The 18,315-nt window shown below is 62.7% G+C and carries 23 protein-coding genes; 10 read left to right on the plus strand and 13 right to left on the minus strand.

Translation table 11 applies throughout. The features are described 5' to 3' along the window. The coding region (locus EOA85_RS07605; protein WP_206523256.1) for an aldo/keto reductase at window positions 1-251 on the minus strand (251 nt) is incomplete at its 3' end. Window positions 252-631: 380 nt separating this feature from the next. Between EOA85_RS07605 and EOA85_RS07610 the strand changes: the two genes are divergently transcribed. After that, window positions 632-796: a hypothetical protein gene (locus tag EOA85_RS07610; protein ID WP_023798224.1), complete on the plus strand. Its 165-nt coding sequence runs from the start codon at window positions 632-634 to the stop codon at window positions 794-796. A 35-nt stretch (window positions 797-831) separates the two neighbouring features. On the opposite strand, the gene EOA85_RS07615 is transcribed toward EOA85_RS07610, so the two are convergent. After that, on the minus strand, window positions 832-1,338 hold the full coding sequence (locus EOA85_RS07615; RefSeq protein WP_065008156.1) for a DUF1993 family protein: 507 nt from the start codon (window positions 1,336-1,338) through the stop codon (window positions 832-834). 122 nt (window positions 1,339-1,460) lie between these two features. On the opposite strand from EOA85_RS07615, the gene EOA85_RS07620 reads away from it, so the two are divergent. Next, a complete protein-coding gene (locus EOA85_RS07620; RefSeq protein WP_127208941.1) occupies window positions 1,461-2,510 on the plus strand; it encodes a DUF1176 domain-containing protein in 1,050 nt (349 codons plus the stop codon). Between the two features lie 76 nt (window positions 2,511-2,586). Here EOA85_RS07620 and EOA85_RS07625 read toward each other — a convergent pair whose 3' ends face one another. The 7 genes from EOA85_RS07625 to EOA85_RS07655 all read right to left on the minus strand — a co-directional run bounded on the left by EOA85_RS07625 (window position 2,587) and on the right by EOA85_RS07655 (window position 9,060). After that, entirely contained in the window at window positions 2,587-3,468 is an 882-nt protein-coding gene (locus EOA85_RS07625) for an alpha/beta hydrolase (RefSeq protein WP_206523257.1), read from the minus strand. A gap of 31 nt (window positions 3,469-3,499) precedes the next feature. After that, the gene (locus EOA85_RS07630) at window positions 3,500-5,110 is read right to left on the minus strand and encodes a molybdopterin-binding/glycosyltransferase family 2 protein (protein WP_127208942.1); all 1,611 of its coding nucleotides are present in this window, start codon (window positions 5,108-5,110) and stop codon (window positions 3,500-3,502) included. Between the two features lie 66 nt (window positions 5,111-5,176). Further along, window positions 5,177-5,914, minus strand: coding sequence for an XdhC family protein (locus EOA85_RS07635; RefSeq protein WP_127208943.1), 738 nt, complete (start codon window positions 5,912-5,914; stop codon window positions 5,177-5,179). A gap of 67 nt (window positions 5,915-5,981) precedes the next feature. Further along, window positions 5,982-6,320 (minus strand): XdhC family protein, encoded by a 339-nt coding sequence (locus EOA85_RS07640; protein WP_065008152.1) that lies wholly within the window; start codon window positions 6,318-6,320, stop codon window positions 5,982-5,984. A gap of 40 nt (window positions 6,321-6,360) precedes the next feature. Continuing rightward, window positions 6,361-7,599, minus strand: coding sequence for a VWA domain-containing protein (locus EOA85_RS07645; protein WP_127208944.1), 1,239 nt, complete (start codon window positions 7,597-7,599; stop codon window positions 6,361-6,363). A gap of 4 nt (window positions 7,600-7,603) precedes the next feature. Beyond that, a complete protein-coding gene (locus tag EOA85_RS07650; protein ID WP_127208945.1) occupies window positions 7,604-8,533 on the minus strand; it encodes a MoxR family ATPase in 930 nt (309 codons plus the stop codon). A 32-nt stretch (window positions 8,534-8,565) separates the two neighbouring features. Continuing rightward, window positions 8,566-9,060 carry a flavin reductase gene (locus EOA85_RS07655; RefSeq protein WP_065008149.1) on the minus strand — a complete coding sequence of 165 codons (495 nt, stop codon included), beginning with the start codon at window positions 9,058-9,060 and terminating at the stop codon, window positions 8,566-8,568. Window positions 9,061-9,249: 189 nt separating this feature from the next. Between EOA85_RS07655 and EOA85_RS07660 the strand changes: the two genes are divergently transcribed. Both EOA85_RS07660 and EOA85_RS07665 read left to right on the plus strand, forming a co-directional pair. Continuing rightward, entirely contained in the window at window positions 9,250-10,335 is a 1,086-nt protein-coding gene (locus EOA85_RS07660; protein WP_127208946.1) for a branched-chain amino acid ABC transporter substrate-binding protein, read from the plus strand. After that, entirely contained in the window at window positions 10,335-11,354 is a 1,020-nt protein-coding gene (locus EOA85_RS07665) for a P1 family peptidase (protein ID WP_127208955.1), read from the plus strand. Before EOA85_RS07660 ends, EOA85_RS07665 begins: the two co-directional genes overlap by 1 nt. 37 nt (window positions 11,355-11,391) lie before the next feature. Here the strand turns inward: EOA85_RS07665 and EOA85_RS07670 are convergent, their stop codons facing one another. Then, a complete protein-coding gene (locus EOA85_RS07670) occupies window positions 11,392-11,646 on the minus strand; it encodes a DUF2171 domain-containing protein (RefSeq protein WP_127208947.1) in 255 nt (84 codons plus the stop codon). 140 nt (window positions 11,647-11,786) lie between these two features. Here EOA85_RS07670 and EOA85_RS07675 point away from each other — a divergent pair, with 140 nt between their 5' ends. From EOA85_RS07675 to EOA85_RS07690, 4 genes are read left to right on the plus strand one after another with little or no spacing between them, the layout of a single operon-like run. Next, entirely contained in the window at window positions 11,787-12,512 is a 726-nt protein-coding gene (locus tag EOA85_RS07675) for a DUF2259 domain-containing protein (protein WP_127208948.1), read from the plus strand. After that, window positions 12,509-13,024 (plus strand): hypothetical protein, encoded by a 516-nt coding sequence (locus EOA85_RS07680; RefSeq protein ID WP_127208949.1) that lies wholly within the window; start codon window positions 12,509-12,511, stop codon window positions 13,022-13,024. The genes EOA85_RS07675 and EOA85_RS07680 overlap by 4 nt, the downstream gene beginning before the upstream one ends. 59 nt (window positions 13,025-13,083) lie before the next feature. Beyond that, entirely contained in the window at window positions 13,084-14,394 is a 1,311-nt protein-coding gene (gene purB, locus EOA85_RS07685; RefSeq protein ID WP_127208950.1) for an adenylosuccinate lyase, read from the plus strand. After that, the gene (locus tag EOA85_RS07690) at window positions 14,394-14,966 is read left to right on the plus strand and encodes an alpha/beta hydrolase (protein ID WP_127208951.1); all 573 of its coding nucleotides are present in this window, start codon (window positions 14,394-14,396) and stop codon (window positions 14,964-14,966) included. The genes purB and EOA85_RS07690 overlap by 1 nt, the downstream gene beginning before the upstream one ends. 16 nt (window positions 14,967-14,982) lie before the next feature. Here the strand turns inward: EOA85_RS07690 and EOA85_RS07695 are convergent, their stop codons facing one another. Continuing rightward, a complete protein-coding gene (locus EOA85_RS07695; protein WP_127208952.1) occupies window positions 14,983-15,795 on the minus strand; it encodes a VOC family protein in 813 nt (270 codons plus the stop codon). 248 nt (window positions 15,796-16,043) lie between these two features. Here EOA85_RS07695 and EOA85_RS07700 point away from each other — a divergent pair, with 248 nt between their 5' ends. Next, window positions 16,044-16,592, plus strand: a complete 549-nt coding sequence (locus EOA85_RS07700) for an alpha/beta hydrolase (protein ID WP_127208956.1) — start codon at window positions 16,044-16,046, stop codon at window positions 16,590-16,592. Here the strand turns inward: EOA85_RS07700 and EOA85_RS07705 are convergent. Both EOA85_RS07705 and EOA85_RS07710 read right to left on the minus strand, forming a co-directional pair. After that, window positions 16,589-17,362 carry an HpcH/HpaI aldolase/citrate lyase family protein gene (locus EOA85_RS07705; RefSeq protein ID WP_127208953.1) on the minus strand — a complete coding sequence of 258 codons (774 nt, stop codon included), beginning with the start codon at window positions 17,360-17,362 and terminating at the stop codon, window positions 16,589-16,591. The two genes, EOA85_RS07700 and EOA85_RS07705, sit on opposite strands and share 4 nt — an antisense overlap. Before the next feature lie 209 nt (window positions 17,363-17,571). Next, window positions 17,572-17,892, minus strand: a complete 321-nt coding sequence (locus tag EOA85_RS07710) for a DUF1476 domain-containing protein (RefSeq protein ID WP_029353671.1) — start codon at window positions 17,890-17,892, stop codon at window positions 17,572-17,574. 278 nt (window positions 17,893-18,170) lie between these two features. Between EOA85_RS07710 and EOA85_RS07715 the strand changes: the two genes are divergently transcribed. Then, the coding region (locus EOA85_RS07715) for a phosphoribosylaminoimidazolesuccinocarboxamide synthase (RefSeq protein ID WP_281033715.1) at window positions 18,171-18,315 on the plus strand (145 nt) is incomplete at its 3' end.

The following is an 18,315-nucleotide window of genomic DNA, read 5'->3' on the forward strand; positions in this document are numbered from 1 at the left end:
AGGATCACTTGATCGCGATTGCGCTTCGCTTTCAACCAGCTGCCGATGATCTTCTCGGTCCAGCCCTGCGTCTCCGCCTTGGGCGGGATCGGGTAGAGCTCGGCGGTGTCGATGAAGTTGACGCCGCGCGAAAAGGCCAAGTCCATCTGGGCGTGGCCATCCGCTTCGGTGTTCTGCTGGCCCCAGGTCATCGAACCCAAGCAGATCTGGGAAACAAGAAGATCGGTCCGACCGAGGCGGCGCTTGTGCATGGAACTTTCTCCGGCGGGAATTCTTTGCGCGGCTGCGCGGGGAGGAAGCCGCAGCATACAGGAAGGCGCGGGCTGTCTCCAAGCCCGCCGCAAATCGGCTAGCACTTTTCCGCGAGATCCAGTGAACGCAAGGCGCAAGTAGGTAAAAAGCCGGACTGGACTTTCATGCAGTCCGGAATTCCGCCAGGAATGGCGAGGAAAAACCGGCCCTGTGCCGGCATTCAGCTATACGGTCAGCCCGCGCCGGGAGTTTCACCGGCGAAGTCGATTGTGGTCAAGAAATTCGGTGCGGCATAGCTGCCATGCAAATGCTGCACTGCACAATTGTCATGATTTGACTATATTTGGGACTCAGGGAGGACCAACCAGGGGCTTGAATCATGGGTTTCCTCACTGAAATGTTCGCCCGTCCGCGTCCGCAGGAACATCTGCGCTACCGCGCGGCGCTGGCGCTGCTTCATTCGATGAGCAATGCCGACCGTGCGGATATCGGCATCAAACCAGCCGACTTCCCGCGCGTCGCCCGCGAAATGTCCTCACGCTAGTCAGATCGCACGACATTCCGGCTCGACCGCCATTCTCAACGCGACCCCATGAAAGTCGCCTTGCTTAACGGCACGCCATTGTGGCGCAGGATGTCGTAGGCGGTGGTCACGTGGAAATAGAAATTGGGCATGGCGAGATGCAGCAGATACTGCATGCCCGTCATCGAGAATTCGCGCTGGCCAAGCTTCAGCTCGAGCACCCTGTCATCCGAGCCGTCCATATCGGCAGCCGAGAATGTCGCCAGATGGTCGACGGTCTTGGCGATGCGCGCCTGGAGATCGGCAAAGCTCGCCTCGTTGTCTTCGTATTTGGGCACCTCGCGGCCGGCAAGCCGCGATGGCGCGCCCTTGGCGTGGTCGGTGGCGATCTGTACCTGCCTGGTCAACGCGTACATGTCCGGCGCCAGCCTCGACGTCAAAAACACCTGCGGGTCGATCTTGCGGTCAAGCGCATTCTGCTCGGCGATATCCAGCACGTTGGATAGCGCCTTCAACCTGGCCGAAAACACCGGCACGGCCGCTTCGTACATCGATATGGTCACGTGATTCTCCTGTCCGGCGGGACGCCGACGGCGGGACCTAACGCCTCCGCGGGCGATTCTTCAAGCGTCACCACGTCGCCGCAATCGGTATGATAGGATTTCGCATCAGGTGGAGGTTCCCGATGAGAAGCGCCCTTTTCGCAGCGACCGCCTTTTTCTCCTTTACCGTGTCAGGCCAGCGAGTGCTCGCCGCCGATGCGCCCTATGTCGACGACAGGTCGGACGCCGAAGCGGTCATCCGCTCGCTCTACAGCGCCATCAACCGGCAAGAATTCGCGCGCGCCTGGGATTATTTCGGCGACACCAAGCCGGCCAAGGATTTCGACGCCTTCGTAAAGGGCTATGACGGCACCAACGCCGTCGAAGTCAAAACCGGTGCCGTGTCCGAAGACGGTGCTGCCGGCAGCATCTATTACAGCGTTCCGGTCGCCATCCGGGCGACAGCTAAGGACGGCAGCGAAAATGTCTTTGCCGGCTGCTACACGCTGCGCCAAGTCAACGCCTCGATCCAGGAACCGCCATTTCGCCCGATCTTCATCGACAAGGGCGCGCTGAAACCGGCGAAGGCCGATTTCGACAATGCTGTGCCGGAAAGCTGCGGCGACGGGCAGCCGCCGCCGAAGAAGGATGCGGCGCTGGAGCAGGCCAAGGAGGCGTTTGCGGCCACCTATGGCGAACAATGCGACAAGCAGTTGCCTGGCGGCGAGCCTTTGGGAGAGCCGGACGCCTACTCGCTCCGCTACAAGGATGCGGGCGCCGCGGCCGACGAGCCCGAACGCGAGACGCGGCTGTTCCGCTTCTTCTGTTCGATGGCTGCCTACAATGAGAGTGCCGTCTACTATATCTACGACGAGGTATCCGGCGTCCGGCAGCTGCAGTTCGCCTCGCCGGAACTCGATATCCACTATGAGAACAACGATAGCGAAGGCAAGGTCGAGGCGATCAACGTCACCGGCTTCCAGACCGACGACCAGTTGGTCAATTCCGAATTTGACGACGCCACCAAGACGATCTCTTCCCTCAACAAGTGGCGCGGCGTCGGCGATGCCTCATCAGCCGGGACATATCTTTTTCGCAACGGCAATTTCTCGCTGGTGCAGTACGATGTCGACGCCTCCTACGACGGCGAGATCAACCCGCAGACGGTGGTGGACTACAACACCGCGCCTTGAAGCGCGGCGCGCTTCAAGTTTTTTCTTGATGCATGTCGTTGCCCCAAAACCGCTACACACTTTTCGGCGACATGCATTAGGGCGCCTTCGACAGCATCCAATTGAGCGTGCCGCGCCAGTCGGTCATGCGGATCGGCGTGCCGTGCGTGCCGGTCTCGAAACGAACAAAGCGGGCCGGATAGGTTTTCGATTTGGCCAGGATCGAACGGAAGAAGGCTTCCTGTTTTGCCACCGGAAATACCGGATCCTTACTGCCGTGGCCGAAGAAGACCGGGACACGGCGCTTAAAGCCCGGGCTCGAGAAGAAACTTTCATCCCACAGCGAACCGAGCAGCAGCAACCCGTCGATGCGGCCGCCCGTATCCTTGCGGGCAGCAAGCTTCCAGCACAGTGCGCCGCCCATCGAGCCGCAGGCAACGAAGATCTTCGCGCCCGGCGACTGCTGGGCATAATGGCCGATCAGCGCGGCGATCTGGGCCGCCCCGGTGTCGCCGAAATCGGAAAAGTCCGGTGAGAGATAGAGGCCACCATTGCCGGCCATCAGGTTCTTGATGCGGTTAAAATTGCCGCCAAAGGTGAAGTCGTCAACGCCCTGCTTGCGGCTGCCGCCCTGCCCGTGCAGATAGAGCACGATGATGCCGGCGCCTTGCGTGCGGCCGACGCCGACGTGGCGGATATTTCCGGCATCGGTCTTCAGCGACAGATCCCGCTGCACGTTACGCACACCGGTGTCGACATACTGCGCCTGCGCGCGGCGCTCCGGCACTTTGTCGCGGGCGTTGATGTCGCGCAGCTCGCGATAGTCGACGACTGTATACGCGCCGTTGTTCTCGGATGAGAGCGTGCCCGGATAGGCAAACAGATCATCCTTGAAGGGCTTTAGCGGCAGCGTTTGGCCATGCGCCAAACCCGAAAACAAAAGAAACGTCGCGATCAGAAGGGGTAAACGGAAAGCCATGCCAAAGGCATCGTTTTTCGGCTTCGGTTTGTCAATCCTGCAGCACGCCGCCGGCGCCTTCCAGCGCCTCGCGGGTGTCGACGTCTATCGAAGCCGCCTTGCCGATCTCGACATCGACGACATCGAGCCCCTCGGCCTCGACCAGATGGCGCGCGCCGGTATCGCCTTCGAGATGAGCGATCGCCGCAAACAGCGATCGCGGCAGCAGCACCGGGTTGCCTCGCTTACCCTCATGCGAGGCGCGTACGACCGATTGGCCCTCGGACTTGCGGAATGCGTCAATCAGCCTGTCGAGGTCGGCCGACGAGACGCCAGGCATGTCGCCGAGCATGATCATGGCGCCGGCGGCATCGCCGGCAACCCGGGCGATGCCGGCCTTCAGCGACGAAGACAGGCCCTCGGTGAAATCCGGATTACCGGCGAAGGTCACATCCAGGCCCGACAATGCGGCGTGTACGCGTTCGCGCTGATGGCCGGTGACAACGATGATGCCCGAAGCTTTCGAACCGAGCGCGCGCTCGGCGGTGCGGCGCACCAGCGGCTTGCCGTCGAACAGCGCCAGCAGCTTGTTCGGGCCGCCCATGCGGCTGGAGCGACCGGCGGCCAGCAGCACGACATCGACTTTCAACTCGGCCCTGGCCGGCAGTGGCTCGCGCGGCTGAGGCCGCGTCGGGATTTCCATCAACAGGCCGCCGACACCCATGCCGGCAATATCCTTGGCCGTCACGTCGAGACCGGCAATCAACCTGTCGAGAACCCAGTCGAAGCCGTTCTCCTTGGGGCTGCGCGCGCAGCCGGGCGCACCGATGACGTGCTTGCCGCCAAGTGTGCCGAGCACCAGCAGATTACCGGGATCGACCGGCATGCCGGCGCGGACGACGATGCCGCCGGCCTTCTCGATCGCCGCCGGGACGACGTCGCCAAAATCGCTCATCGCCGAAGCGCCGAAGATCACCACCATGTCGTTGTCGCGCGCCAGCGAGGCCGCAGCTTCCGCAACGGGACCAACTTCATGCGGCGTGCGGCGCTCCGCCGTCAGCCGGCCGCCCGAGCGCGCCAGGCGGGCTTCGGTGACACGCAACGTCTTGTCGAGCACGTTCGGCTTGATACCGGGCAGAACCGTCTGGATGACACCGACACGCACCGGCTGATAGGCATTGACGGCGAAGATCTCGCTGCCGGCGCAGATCCTTGCCACCGCATCGACCAGCACGGAGTCGACCGCGAAGGGAATGATCTTCACGGTCGCCACCATCTGGCCCTTTTCGACTGGTGCGTGCTGCGCCAGCGTGGCGATGGTGATGGTCGGGTCGACGGCGTTGATGGCGTCGATCATCGCCGCGTCGACAGTGAAGATGCCGCCCGCCTCGGCGTGCAGGTTGACCCGGCCGGTCGCGGCGGGCTTGGCCTCGATGTTGCGATGGATCATGCTCTCGGCGATCTTTTCGGCGGCAGCGTCCTCGCTCAAATCGTCGGGAGCAAGAACAGCCGCGACAACCTTCGAAATCCCTGCCGCCTTGAGCAAAGATACATCATCGGCGCTCAGCCGATGCGCCTTGCGGAAGCGCCGTTCTCCGACCGTGGTGGCATGCGCCAGCACCGCGCCCTCGGCCGTGTCGATCGGGATCGGGCCGAATTTCACGCCGCCGCGTCCGTAGAGCGCCGCGCGTCCTCTTGGACGCGCAAAGGACGCTCACCTACTTTGAATCTACGCATCGTGCTTCTCCAAAATCGATTCCGATCTTTGGGCCGATGCGGAGGCTTCGAGGCCACGCGAGCGAAAGGCCTGGATCGCCTGCGCCAGCACCGCGACGGCGATCTCGGCCGGGCTCGCTGCGCCGATGTCGAGGCCGATCGGCGCGTGGATGCGGGCGATCTGGTCGGCGGTCGCGCCCAATGCCAGCAGGCGCTCGACGCGCTTCGCATGGGTCTTGCGGCTGCCGAGCGCCCCGACATAGAAGCAGTTGGCGTCGAGCGCCGCCTTCAGCGCGAAGTCATCGATCTTCGGGTCATGGGTGACGGCTGCCAACGCCGTATAGCTGTCGAGCGGCTGGCGCTTCAGAACATCCTCGGGCCATTCGGCATGCAGCGCGACATCGGGAAAGCGGCCTGCGGTGGCAAAGGCCGTGCGCGGATCGACGATCTCGACGGGAAAGCCGGCGATCTTGGCCATCGGGGCCAGTGCCTGGCTGATATGAACGGCGCCGATCACCAACAGGCGCGGCTGCGGCAGATAGGCGTTGAGGAAGAAAGTTCGCCCCTCCGCCTCGACCGACCCGGAACTGCCTGATCGAAACGCCTTGGCGATCGCAGCGCCCAGATCGCCGGCGACCTGGTCGCCCTCGCGCACGATGCGGTCGCGGCCGTCGCCGAGATCGGTGACCAGGATCGCCGCGCGGCGGGCGCGGCGTTCGGCGTTCAGCGTCTTCAGCGCATAAGGATCCATCGGAATATCTCTTGTTTAAGCATGATTCTTGTCCGCAAACCGGTTCCCACTTTGCGGGATCATGCTTCTAACCCAACCGCTCGACATAGACTTTGATGCGGCCTCCGCAGGACAAGCCAACCTGCCAGGCGGTCTCATCGGCGACACCGAACTCCAGCATCTTTGCCTTGCCGCTGTCGATGACATCGATTGCCTCGGTGACCACCGCGCCTTCGACGCAGCCGCCAGAGACGGAGCCGTGGAAATTGCCTTCCGCGTCTATGACAAGATGGCTGCCGACGGGACGCGGCGCCGAGCCCCAGGTTTCGACCACGGTGGCAATGGCGACATCCTTGCCGTCCTTCATCCAGCCTTCGGCGATGATCAGGGGATCGCGGGCCTCATCGAGATAGATACTATTTTCCATCACCGTTTCTCCCGGAGAAAACATATGGCTATGCGGCGCTTCACGCGCCACCTTCAATCCATCTGCGTGGGTCCACCAAGCGCGTCGAATTCTTGTCCAGCGACTCGCAGAGATCAGCGAGCGCATCGAGATTGTGTACCGAGCGGAACTCGTCGACATGCGGCAGCATCGCCTTGACACCGCGGGCACGGGCCTCGAAACCGTCGAAGCGCAGCAGCGGGTTCAGCCAGATCAACCGCCGGCAGGATTTGTGCAGGCGCTCCATTTCCTCCGACAGGCCGGCGATGTCGTCGCGCTCCAGCCCGTCGGTGATCAGCAGCACCACCGCGCCCTGGCCCAGCACGCGCCGCGACCACAGCCGGTTGAATTCGGCCAGCGTATCGCCGATACGGGTGCCGCCCGACCAGTCCATCACCGCAGCCGAGCAATCGGCGAGTGCTGCGTCAGGATCGCGATGGCGCATCTGCCGCGTCAGATTTGTCAGCCTGGTGCCGAAGACAAAGGCATGCACGCGTCGGCGCTTTTCGGTCAGCGCATGCAGGAAATGCAGAAAGATGCGCGTGTACTGGCTCATCGAGCCGGAAATATCGGCAAGCACGACCAGCGGCGGGTGAACCTCGCGCGGTGACCGGAATCTTGGCAGGATCAGTTCGCCGCCTGTCCGCGCGGCCGAGCGCATCATGGCGCGCGGATCGATACGTCGGCCATGCGCGTCGGATTTGAAACGCCGTGTCCTGACCATATCGAAGGGCAGCCGCAATGCGGTAATCGCCTTCTTGGCGTCGGCCATCTCGGCGGCGTTCATCTGGGCAAAGTCCTTGCCCCTCAGCACCTCGTTGCCGGAACATGTGAAGCGGGCGTCGACCTCGATCTCGGGGATATCTTGCGCCGGCTGGTTCTTCTGGTGGCCCTCGAACATTGCCTGGCTGACGCGGTTTTCCGCAGCGCGCGGCTTCTGCTTCTCTCTCATATCAGGCGCCACCGGAGAAAAAATCGCCAGCATCTTTTCGATCAGTTCGTGCGATTTCCAGAACAGCCGGAACGTCTCGTCAAAGGTTGGGTGGTCCTCGTGCCGCGAGACGAGGACAGCGTGCAGCGTCCAGTAGAAATCGTCGCGGGAACCGATGCCGGCGGCCAGCACCGCCTCGATCGCGTCCTTGACCGAGGCCGGGCCGACCCGCATGCCGGCCTTGCGCAAGGTGCGGGCGAAATACACGATGTTGTCGGGGATCCGCCCGTCCGGCCTCGCCTCTTTCGGTTCGCGACGCGGCGTTGCCATCGCCCTACTCCGCCGCCGAAAGCTCGGCCTTCACCTCGTTGAGGATGCGCCGGCCTTCGCCCTGTTCTATACGGGCAATGTCGTCCTGGTATTTCAACAGCACGCCGATCGTGTCAGAAACGGTTTCCGGGTCGAGCGCCACCTTGTCGAGTTCGGTCAGCGCGCCGGCCCAGTCGATGGTCTCGGCAACCCCCGGCACCTTGAACAACTCGATCTGGCGCAGCTTCTGGATGAACGAAACCACCTCTGCCGACAGCCGGCTGTTGGCCTGCGGTACTTTCCTACGCACGATCTCCAGTTCGCGCTCGGCATTCGGATAATCGACCCAGTGATAGAGGCAGCGCCGCTTCAGCGCGTCGTGGATCTCGCGGGTACGGTTGGTGGTGATGATGACGATCGGCGGCTCCTCCGCCTTGATCGTGCCGAGTTCGGGAACAGTCACCTGGAAGTCGGAGAGGATTTCGAGCAGGAACGCCTCGAAGGCCTCGTCAGTGCGGTCTAGCTCGTCGATCAGGAAGACCGGGGCGCCCCCCGCCTTGCCGGTCAGCGCGTCGAGCACCGGGCGGCGGATCAGGTACTTTTCGGAAAAAACGTTACGCTCCATGTCGGAGCGGTCGACCTTGCCGGCCGCCTCCTCCATGCGGATCTCGATCATCTGCGCGGCGTAATTCCACTCGTAGACGGCGGAGGAGACGTCCAGGCCTTCATAGCATTGCAGGCGGATCAGCCGGCGGCCAAGCGCTTGCGCCAGCACCTTGGCGATCTCGGTCTTGCCGACGCCGGCCTCGCCCTCGAGAAACAGCGGCCGCCTCATGCGCAGCGATAAGAACAGGACGGTCGCCAAAGACCGGTCCGCCACATAGTCCGCGCCGGTCAGCAGATCGAGCGTCTCGTCGATCGTCGCCGGCGTGGGGCGCGATTTCAACTCGGTCATTCTCTCTCCGTGGGTGCAGCCATCCAGAGCCTCTACAGAGCGTGATAGCCGCGGTCGTGATAGATCAGCGGCCGCAAATTATCGCCGGTGCGCAGGCCTGTCACCTTGCCAAAAAGCACACGGTGGGTGGCCAGATCCTTGGTGTCGATCAGTTCACAGTCGAACACGGCGAGCGCGCCCTTCAGCGTCGGCGCACCGGTCGAGATCACGTCCCAATCGCCCAACGCGAAACGTTCCTCGACAGGCAGGCCGGTGAGACCGGAAAAACCGACCGACAGCGCCTCCTGGTCCGAAGCCAGCGTGTTCAAGGCGAACTTGCCGTTCTTCACGAACGGCTCGTTCTTGGGATTTTCGCGATTGAGACAAACCAGGATGGTCGGCGGCGTGTCCGAGACCGAACAGGCTGCAATGACGGTCGCACCGCGCCGGCCGGCGGGGCCATCGGTGGTAACCACATGGACGTGGCCGGCAAAATGGCTCATCGCGTCGCGATAGGCCTGCGGCCCTATGTCGTTCTTCTTCAGCACCGGCGATTTCCATTGGTTTGAAGCGAGGTGAACCCACCGTTATATATGGCGGCATATTGCATGCCACAAGCGAAGTGGTTGACATGCATCCTGAATTTCGCGTGTTGCGTGAAAGCTGACCAGCCTTTAGGTCTTGGCAGGAAGTGGCGCCGGCAACACGCGACCGGCGCGGAGGAATTCTTCGCACGCATGCGACCCCTGACAATAGGCACGACAACGACAATAGCGGTGCTGGCCTGGCTGTCTCTCGCCGGCGATGCGAACGCTGAGACGCTGCTGGTCGGTGTCGCAGCACCACTGTCGGGGCCCTCGGCGATCCTCGGCAGGCAGATCGAGGCGGGTGCTGGCCTGGCAGCGGAGGCGAACGATGCCCAGCTCAAGGTTGTCGATGACGCATGTACGGCCGATGGTGGGGCTGCCGCAGCGAGAGAATTCGTTGCGGCGAAAGTCGGCGCGGTCGTCGGCTTCCTCTGCACCGAGGCGATCGAGGCGGCACTGCCGATCCTGAAGGACGCCAACATACCGGTCATCACCGTCGGCGTGCGCACCGAAAGTCTGACCGACCGGCGCGCCAAGACCGGTTGGCCGATCTTTCGGCTTGGGCCGCGCGGCGATGACGAGCGCAACGCCGTCGCCTCCAATCTGACCCGCCGATGGCAGAACGAACTGTTCGCCATCGTCGACGACGGCACGATTTACGGCCGCGAAATCGCCGAGACGCTTCGGGCGGCAGCCGAGCAGGCGGCGCTGAAACCGGTGTTCGTCGACACATTCCGGCCGCAACTCGACAACCAGATCGGGCTGGTCGGTCGGCTGAGGAAAGCCGGCGCAACGCATGTTTTCGCCGGCGGCGACGGCGAAGACATCGCCATCATGGGCCGCGACGCCGGCCAGCTCGATGCCGGCATCACCTTTGCCGGCGGCGAAGCGCTGCGCACCCCGCCCGGCGACGTGCCTTATGCCACGGGCACGCTGATGATCGCACCGCCCGAATGGGATGATGTCGCCGCCCCCAAGGTGCTCGACAGCTTTGCCGCGCAAAAGATCGTGCCGGAGGGTTACATGCTGCCGGCCTATGCGGCGGTCGAGATCGCCGAGGCGGCGACGGCCCTGGCGGAAACCTCCAACAAGCCATTGTCCGATGCGCTCACCGCGCGCGACTTCAGCACCGCGATCGGACCGATCCGCTTTGACGGCAAGGGCGACTTGACCGAAAACCTCTATCGGGTCTTCCGTTTCAACGGCGCAAATTTCGCGCCGGCGGAGGCCAAATGATGTTTCGCACAGGTTCGCGCAATCTCATCACCGATGTCGCCGGCCTGCGCGTCGGCAACGCTTCCGATGTGAGGCTGAGGTCCGGGGTGACCACCATCGTCTGCGACGTACCTGCGGTGGCCGGTGTCCAGATCCTGGGTGGTGCGCCGGGCACCCGCGAGACCGACCTGCTCGAGCCGCACAATTCGATCGAGGCGATCCATGCTGTGGTGCTTTCGGGTGGTTCGGCCTTCGGTCTCGACGCCGCCTCCGGCGTACAGGCGGCACTGCGTGAAAGGGGCATCGGTGTCGAGGTCGGCGGCTTTCGCGTGCCGATCGTGCCGGCGGCGATCCTGTTCGACCTGCGCAATGGCGGCGACAAGGATTGGGGCCGCTATCCGCCCTACCGCGATCTCGGCTATGAGGCGGCACAGGCTGTCGGCCTCGACTTTGCGCTGGGCACGGTCGGAGCGGGCACCGGTGCGTTGAGTTCCGGCCTCAAGGGCGGCCTCGGCTCGGCCTCGACGGTGCTCGACAGCGGCGTCACCATCGGTGCGCTCGCCGCCGTCAATCCGACCGGCTCGGTGACGATCGCCCAAACCCGCCACTTCTGGGCGGCGCCCTTCGAGATCGGCGGCGAGTTCGGCGGGCTTGGTTATCCCTCGCCTATGCCGGAGGACGCCAAAACGATCCTGCTGAAGTTTCGCGACAAGCATATCGAGAAACGGACGGAGGTCGGCGGCAACACGACCATCGCCGTCATCGCCACGGACGCCGTCCTCACCAAGGCCGCCGCCAAACGTCTGGCGATATCAGCGCATGACGGCTTCGTGCGCGCCATTTGGCCAACACACACGCCGGCCGACGGCGATCTGGTTTTCGCGCTGGCGACCGGCAAGAGCGGCATCGAGCTCGCGCCCAACGACGCCATCGAGCTTTACGCCGCGGCCGGCGCCACCATGGCGCGCGCCATCAGCCGTGGCGTCTTTGCCGCGACGCCAGCCGACGGCGACCTGTTTCCGGTCTGGTCGTCGCGCTGAATGCCGTAATCAAATGGACCGTAATCAAATGAAGTGATCAGGTGGGGTCGGATTTTTCCTCCTCGAATGTGACCGCAACATCCGAATTTGCCGACAGCCGCACTTTCTGGCCCTCGACTTCGGCTACGAGGCTGAGCGGAATATAGTGGTGATGCCCCCTGTGAGCGCCCTCGCCGCTGTCGCGCTTGGTCAGCTTGATTCGTTGTCCCTCAACTTTGTCGACGGTGCCGACATGGACGCCGTCGGCGCCGATCACTTCCATATGTTCGCGAATGCTGGCTGCATCGGTCATTGTGGGTTCTCCATTTGAAGCTGCCGACATAAACAAATGAGAACGCGATTGGATGCATCGGCTTGTCTCTCAAAGGCGCGACGTTTTGACGACGTCGTGATAGTGATCGAAACAACGCTGGCTGCTCAAACGGAAATCCTATGCAAATCCTTGTCCTGTTTGCCGTTTCCCTCCTCGCCCAGTTTGCAACTTCGCTCGACGCGCAAGCCGGCGATGTCGCCGAGCTTGAAATCCTTGGCTTTACTAGTGATGGCGGCGCCTTCGCCTTCGAGGAGTATGGCGTCCAGGACGGATCGGGATTTCCCTATGCCAATCGCTATTACATCAACACAGCCGACGACAGTTTTCTTAAGGGCACACCGATCAGAGTGCGGCTTGACGACGAGAACGCAACGCTTGACGCAGCGCGCCTTGCAGCCCGGCAGAAAGGCGAAGCCATTATCAAGCAGGCGGAATTGACCGCGAATCGCGGCATCACCGCCGGCTTCAACCCGGTGACCGAACTTTCGGCCGATCCGTTCCGCATGGTAGTCAACCCGCGGCCGATCTTTTCGCCGGTCGATGATCCGCTCGAGTTCCGGCTCGACGAGATCGGTATGAACGATACCGAAAACTGCCAGAGCCTGGGCGAGATCAACGGCTTTCGCTTGCTGCGCATCGAAGCGAAAGACGGCGGCAAGACTGAGCTTCTACACGAGGACAAGTCGATCCCCAAAAGCAGAGGCTGCCCGAACGGCTATCGGATCGGCGCTGTGCAGACATTTTCCTTGCAAAGCCTCAGCGCCTATGCCGTGCTGATCGCGGTGCGCCAATACGGCTTCGAAGGGCCGGACTATCGCTGGATCGCGGTGACCGGCCGGCTGTGACGCCGCTCCCCGCCTTACACAACCGCCTGGATCGTATCCGCAACGCTTTGCCATCGCCGGGCGTCGCGGTTTGCGGCGCCCTGCTGTGGGCCGCAGCGATGGGCGCCAGCGCGCTTGTCAATCTGCTGTTGGACGACTGGGAGACCCCGGCAAAGATCCGCTTCGTCTCGCTGCTCTATGCGGCCGGCGGTGCGCTCGCCTTTCCGGTGGGCCTGTTCCTGGCGCGGCTCGTCTCGCTCGGACGGCATTGGCAAGTTGCCTTGGCGGCCGCGTTTGTCTGCCTTCTTGCCGCCACGATCGGCTTCACTGGTGGGCTCTTTGCGCTGCAATACCGTTCCTACTATGCCCAGTGGCATGAACCTGCACTGACCATCGCCTGGTCCATCCAGTTCGTGCACACAATGGCGACGGCGTTCTATCAATTCATCGTTTTGGGCATCCGGCTTTATTTTCCGCTCGGTTTCACCGCGCTGGCTCTCGCCAGCATCTGGTTTGCGCCGCAGCAGCGTTGAGGATTTTGTCTGCCTCTGTTAGGACGCGGGCGAACGCCCTCGCAAGTCAGGACTGACGGATGATCCCTCGCTACTCCCGGCCGGAAATGGTGGCCATCTGGTCGCCCGAAACCCGATTCCGCATCTGGTTCGAGATTGAGGCCTACGCTTGCGATGCACTGGCCGAGCTCGGCGTCATCCCGAAGGAGGCCGCCAAAACCATCTGGGAAAAGGGCGGTGCCGCGAAGTTCGACGTCGATGCCATCGACGAGATCGAGCGTGTCACCAAGCACGACGTCATCGCCTTCCTCACTCATCTTAGTGAATTTGTCGGGCCGGATGCCCGCTTCATCCACCAGGGCATGACCTCCTCGGACGTTCTCGACACCTGCTTTGCCGTGCAGCTCACCCGCGCCAGCGACATCCTTCTGGCCGACATCGACGGCCTGCTTGCGGCGCTCAAGCGTCGCGCTTTCGAACACAAGGACACAATCACCATCGGCCGCAGCCACGGCATCCATGCCGAGCCGACCACCTTCGGCGTCAAGCTGGCGCAGGCCTATGCCGAATTCTCGCGCTGCCGCGAGCGGCTGGCGCACGCGCGTGAGGATATTGCGACGTGCGCCATATCAGGTGCTGTCGGCACTTTCGCCAACATCGATCCCTATGTCGAAGAGCATGTGGCGAAGAAACTCGGATTGAAGCCGGAGCCGGTGTCGACGCAGGTGATCCCGCGCGACCGCCACGCGATGTTCTTCGCGACACTCGGTGTCATCGCATCGTCGATCGAACGGCTGGCGGTCGAGATCCGCCATCTGCAGCGCACCGAGGTGCTGGAGGCGGAAGAGTATTTTTCGCCCGGACAGAAAGGCTCGTCGGCGATGCCGCACAAACGTAACCCGGTGCTTACCGAAAACCTCACCGGGCTTGCGCGCATGGTGCGTTCCTTCGCGCTACCGGCGATGGAGAACGTGGCGCTCTGGCACGAGCGCGATATCTCGCATTCGTCGGTCGAGCGCATGATCGGCCCGGATGCGACCGTGACGCTCGATTTTGCGCTGTCGCGGCTGACCAGTGTCATCGACAGATTGCTTGTCTATCCCGACAACATGCTGAAGAACATGAAAAAGTTCCGCGGTCTCGTGCATTCGCAGCGTGTGCTACTGGCGCTGACCCAGGCCGGTGTCAGCCGTGAGGACGCCTACCGGCTGGTGCAGAGAAACGCCATGAAAGTGTGGGAGCAGCAAGGTGCTGATTTCCTTGACGAACTTTTGGCTGACAAAGAGGTCACCGCAGCCTTGCCCGAAGCCGAGATTCGTGAAAAATTCGACCTCGGCTATCATACCAAGTATGTCGAGACGATCTTCAAGCGTGTGTTCGGGGAAGCGTGATGATTTCGGCGGCCGGAGATTTCGACTTTCTCGCCCTGCCGGGCCGCGGCAATTCCGGGCCAGATCACTGGATGTCGCATTGGTGCCGGGCGTTCCCCAATTCGAGTCGAGTGCTGCAGGCCGAATGGGACAGGCCCAACCCTGAGGACTGGATTGGCCGCATCGACGCCGCGATTGCCGCAGCACCTCGGCGCGTGGTGCTGCTTGCGCACTCGCTGGCGGTGGCGACGGCAGTGAAGTGGGCGGCTGGCGCCAGCGAAAGCCAACTCAACAAGGTTGCGGGCGCATTGCTGGTTGCCGCAACCAATGTCGAGAATCCTGATCCTTCCTTCGACCTTGTTCGTGCATTTGCGCCGATGCCGCTGAAACGCTTGCCATTTCCGACCTTGGTGGTGGCAAGCCGCACCGATCCGCGCGTCACCTTCGACCAGGCAACGGCCTTCGCCGCTGCCTGGGGCGCGGACCTCGCCGATGCCGGCGATCTCGGCCATATGGGAAACGAGACCCACCTCGGCCTTTGGCCGGCGGGCCTGCTCATGCTCGGCCGCCTGCTGGAAAAGGCCCGGCTCTAACAGGCTTCCGAAACGCTCAGGCCTTGCCGGGAACGGTCCTGATCACCGTGCCCCATGGATCCTCGCGGGTCGTTGCATCGGTCACGTTGTCCGAACGCATTTCGACCCAGGCCAGGCCGGACCGGGACGGATCGCGACGACCGGCGCCGGCGCTCTGCCACGCATTGGCGCCGATGTGGTGGTGGTAGCCGCCTGACGACAGGAACACCGCCGCACCGCCATATTTCGCCACCGTATCGAAGCCGAACTCCTGGTGCCACCACGTCTCAGCAGCTTCCGGCCGACCGACGCGCAGGTGGACGTGGCCGATGATGCTGTTGTCCGGCATGCCCTGCCAGCCGGCATCGCCGGCCGGCACTTCTGCGACGACAGAGGGGATATTCATCCGTTCGGTCGCCATCGCCACCTTGTCGCCATTCCATTTCCAGTCCTCATGGCGGCGGTCGGCATAGATTTCGATACCGTTGCCTTCAGGGTCGGTCAGGTAAAGCGCCTCGCTGACCAGATGGTCCGACGCGCCTTCGATGTCGATCTTGTTGGCGATGGCATGATTGATCCAGCGACCGAGATCAGCCCGGCTGGGCAGCAGGAAAGCCGTGTGGAAGAGGCCGGCGCTGCGCGGATCGTCGGGGTTCGCCGCTGCATCCGCCTCAATGTCGAGCAAGGGACGATTGGCGGCGCCGAGCGTGATCGCGCCGCCGGCGCGGCTCAGTTCCCGCAGACCGACGGCGTTGCGATAGTAAGCGGCCAGGCTTTCGGCATTTCGCGCGCGCAACCCGACGCGGGCAACGCTGACCGGGGTCGTGGCGGCAAAAGGCAGTTTGCTCATCAAAATCTCCGTTAGGGCGGCCCTCGACGAGATCCCCAAAGCCAGGGCCCCTGTGCCACCGATCATTGTACGTCGTGTCAGTCCCAAAATCCTGGTTTCCTTACACGGCTGTTTCTTTTCCTGACGACAGATCGTCGATCGCGATCGTTCACACAAGGCGGCAAGAAGCGAACATGGTGTTCACAATTGTGGGCAATCGCCCGATAATCGCGGTTGCACGAAACCGTGTCGCTCGCTACATCCGCGCCATGAAAGTCAGGGATGCAGACATTCTCATCGTGCCGGGCTACACCAATTCCGGCCCCGACCATTGGCAGAGCCGCTGGCAGTCGAAATTGTCGACGGCGCGCCGCGTCGAGCAGGCGGAATGGTCGAAGCCGGTGCGCGAAGACTGGACGGCGAGCGTGGCGAAGGCGGTCAACGAGGCTGAACGGCCGGTCGTTATCGTCGCGCATTCGCTGGGCGTCGCCGCCGTCGTTCAGGCAATGTCGCAGTTCCAGCGCCGGGTCGCCGGAGCCTTCTTCGTGGCGCCGCCCGACGTCGCCAATCCTAGGATAAAACCCAGGCACCTGATGACCTTCGGTCCCTATCCGCGCGAGCCGCTGGCATTTCCTTCGGTGGTGATCGCCAGCCGCAACGACCCGTTCTGCACCTTCGAGGTGGCCGAGGACATTGCCGGCGCCTGGGGCTCACTGTTCATCGATGCTGGCGATGCCGGCCACCTCAATGCCGATTCCGGCTTCGGGCCGTGGCCCGAAGGATCGATGACCTTTGCCAAGTTCCTGACGGATCTTTAGGGCCCGATCGAGTCCCTCACGCTCTTCAGCAGGGTCTTTGCCCCCAGACCGATCAACGCATGCTCGGAGCCCATGGCCAGCAGCCGGTAGCCCATCGACACAACACGGCCGGCGATGCCCGGCTCGACGACGTAAATCGCGGCATACTTGCCTGCCTTGCGTGTCCGCTCGGCGATCGAGGCGACGGTTTCCAGCATGCTTTCGAGCGTCGAGTTGACGGTGGCGCCGTTCGACCAGGCAATCGAGAAGTCCGATGGGCCGAGGAAGATGCCATCGATACCCGGCGTGTCGAGGATGCCGTCGAGCGCATCGAGGGCGGCGCGCGTTTCGACCATGGCGAAGGCCATGGTGCGCTCGTTGCTGTCGCGCAGCCAGTCGGCATAGTCGCCCCTGCCATGACGCGGAAAGGCATAAGTCGGGCCCCAGGAGCGCTCGCCGAGTGGCGGATACTTCATGGCGGCGGCAAACAGCCGCGCGTCCGCCACCGAATTCACCATCGGCGCAATCACCGCCTCGGCGCCGAAATCGAGCGCGCGGCTGGCCATGTCGAAGCGGCCGACCGGAATGCGCACCAGCGCCGGTTTGTTGGCGGCCAGCACCGGCCCAAGGCCGCGCAGCACGCTGTCCTCGTGATGTCCGCCATGCTGCATATCGAGGGTGACGGCATCGAAACCTTGTCTGGCAAGAATCTCGACCGTCAGGGCATCAGGCACGCCGGACCATGCGGTGCACAACGTTTCATCGGCCGCAAGGCGTGACTTGAGGGACATGGGCGCCTTCCTTAATCGCTCTCGCATCGGCCCAAAATCGCCAAGCCCGACGCGAGGAGTCAAAGTTTGAGAGCGTACTTTGTGCGTCCGAATGGATGCATGTCGCTCTAATGCAGTTCAGCCGGAAACAGCTGCAAAGGCAAAGAAAAACCGCCCGGAGAGACAGGGCGGTCGATTGGTCCAGCGTATCGATTGGCTCAGAGCAAGGATCAGGTGTTCTTGATCTGCTCGATCGCCTGCGCCATCAGATCGTCCATGGTGCGGCGAATCTGATGGTCCGACTGGACGACCCCGGCCTCGTCGAAATCCTTGCGTATCTTGCGGAACACGTCGTGATCGCCGGCTTCCTCGATGTCGGCGAGGACCACCTGCTTGGCATAGGCTTCGGCGTCGTCCCCGGCCTTGCCGAGCTTTTCGGCGGCCCACAAGCCGAGCGCCTTGTTGCGGCGGGCCGCGGCCTTGAACCGGAGCTCCTCGTCGATTGCGAACTTGCGCTCGAAGCCCTCCTCGCGATCTTTCATGCTGCTCATGGCATCCCTCCGGTCAAATCCGATTCGTTGGCAGTTGGAATATGTGTATTGCCGCAGCACAAACCAAAAGCCCGCGGGCCGGTCAATATGGTATGTCACTTGCTGCGCTGCGGCATTTCATTCCCGAAAGCGGTTGATTGAAAGGATTTGCCGATTGAGCAAACAGTGCGATTGGGATAGACACCGGCATTGAACCCCTACCGTTGCCGCACTAATTTAGGCAGACGGACAGGAACTGGCCGCTTGCCGCCTGCCCGGAAATCCAGAGAAAAGATCAGATGAAAAATCGCCGCCGCATTTATGAAGGCAAGGCCAAGATCCTCTATGAGGGCCCTGAGCCGGGAACACTGATCCAGTTCTTCAAGGACGACGCGACCGCTTTCAACAAGAAGAAACATGAGGTGGTCGACGGCAAGGGCGTGC

This window comes from Mesorhizobium sp. M5C.F.Ca.IN.020.29.1.1 (genome assembly GCF_003997375.1).
GTDB lineage: Bacteria > Pseudomonadota > Alphaproteobacteria > Rhizobiales > Rhizobiaceae > Mesorhizobium > Mesorhizobium wenxiniae.

Bases quoted from the DNA above. Each gene is read 5' to 3' on its own strand.
- EOA85_RS07610 (WP_023798224.1), top strand. From the start codon at position 632: ATGGGTTTCCTCACTGAAATGTTCGCCCGTCCGCGTCCGCAGGAACAT.
- EOA85_RS07620 (WP_127208941.1), top strand. From the start codon at position 1,461: ATGAGAAGCGCCCTTTTCGCAGCGACCGCCTTTTTCTCCTTTACCGTG.
- EOA85_RS07625 (WP_206523257.1), bottom strand. From the start codon at position 3,468: ATGGCTTTCCGTTTACCCCTTCTGATCGCGACGTTTCTTTTGTTTTCG.
- EOA85_RS07635 (WP_127208943.1), bottom strand. From the start codon at position 5,914: ATGGATCCTTATGCGCTGAAGACGCTGAACGCCGAACGCCGCGCCCGC.
- EOA85_RS07640 (WP_065008152.1), bottom strand. From the start codon at position 6,320: ATGGAAAATAGTATCTATCTCGATGAGGCCCGCGATCCCCTGATCATC.
- EOA85_RS07645 (WP_127208944.1), bottom strand. From the start codon at position 7,599: ATGGCAACGCCGCGTCGCGAACCGAAAGAGGCGAGGCCGGACGGGCGG.
- EOA85_RS07650 (WP_127208945.1), bottom strand. From the start codon at position 8,533: ATGACCGAGTTGAAATCGCGCCCCACGCCGGCGACGATCGACGAGACG.
- EOA85_RS07660 (WP_127208946.1), top strand. From the start codon at position 9,250: ATGCGACCCCTGACAATAGGCACGACAACGACAATAGCGGTGCTGGCC.
- EOA85_RS07665 (WP_127208955.1), top strand. From the start codon at position 10,335: ATGTTTCGCACAGGTTCGCGCAATCTCATCACCGATGTCGCCGGCCTG.
- EOA85_RS07670 (WP_127208947.1), bottom strand. From the start codon at position 11,646: ATGACCGATGCAGCCAGCATTCGCGAACATATGGAAGTGATCGGCGCC.
- EOA85_RS07675 (WP_127208948.1), top strand. From the start codon at position 11,787: ATGCAAATCCTTGTCCTGTTTGCCGTTTCCCTCCTCGCCCAGTTTGCA.
- purB (WP_127208950.1), top strand. From the start codon at position 13,084: ATGATCCCTCGCTACTCCCGGCCGGAAATGGTGGCCATCTGGTCGCCC.
- EOA85_RS07690 (WP_127208951.1), top strand. From the start codon at position 14,394: ATGATTTCGGCGGCCGGAGATTTCGACTTTCTCGCCCTGCCGGGCCGC.
- EOA85_RS07695 (WP_127208952.1), bottom strand. From the start codon at position 15,795: ATGAGCAAACTGCCTTTTGCCGCCACGACCCCGGTCAGCGTTGCCCGC.
- EOA85_RS07700 (WP_127208956.1), top strand. From the start codon at position 16,044: ATGAAAGTCAGGGATGCAGACATTCTCATCGTGCCGGGCTACACCAAT.
- EOA85_RS07705 (WP_127208953.1), bottom strand. From the start codon at position 17,362: ATGTCCCTCAAGTCACGCCTTGCGGCCGATGAAACGTTGTGCACCGCA.
- EOA85_RS07710 (WP_029353671.1), bottom strand. From the start codon at position 17,892: ATGAGCAGCATGAAAGATCGCGAGGAGGGCTTCGAGCGCAAGTTCGCA.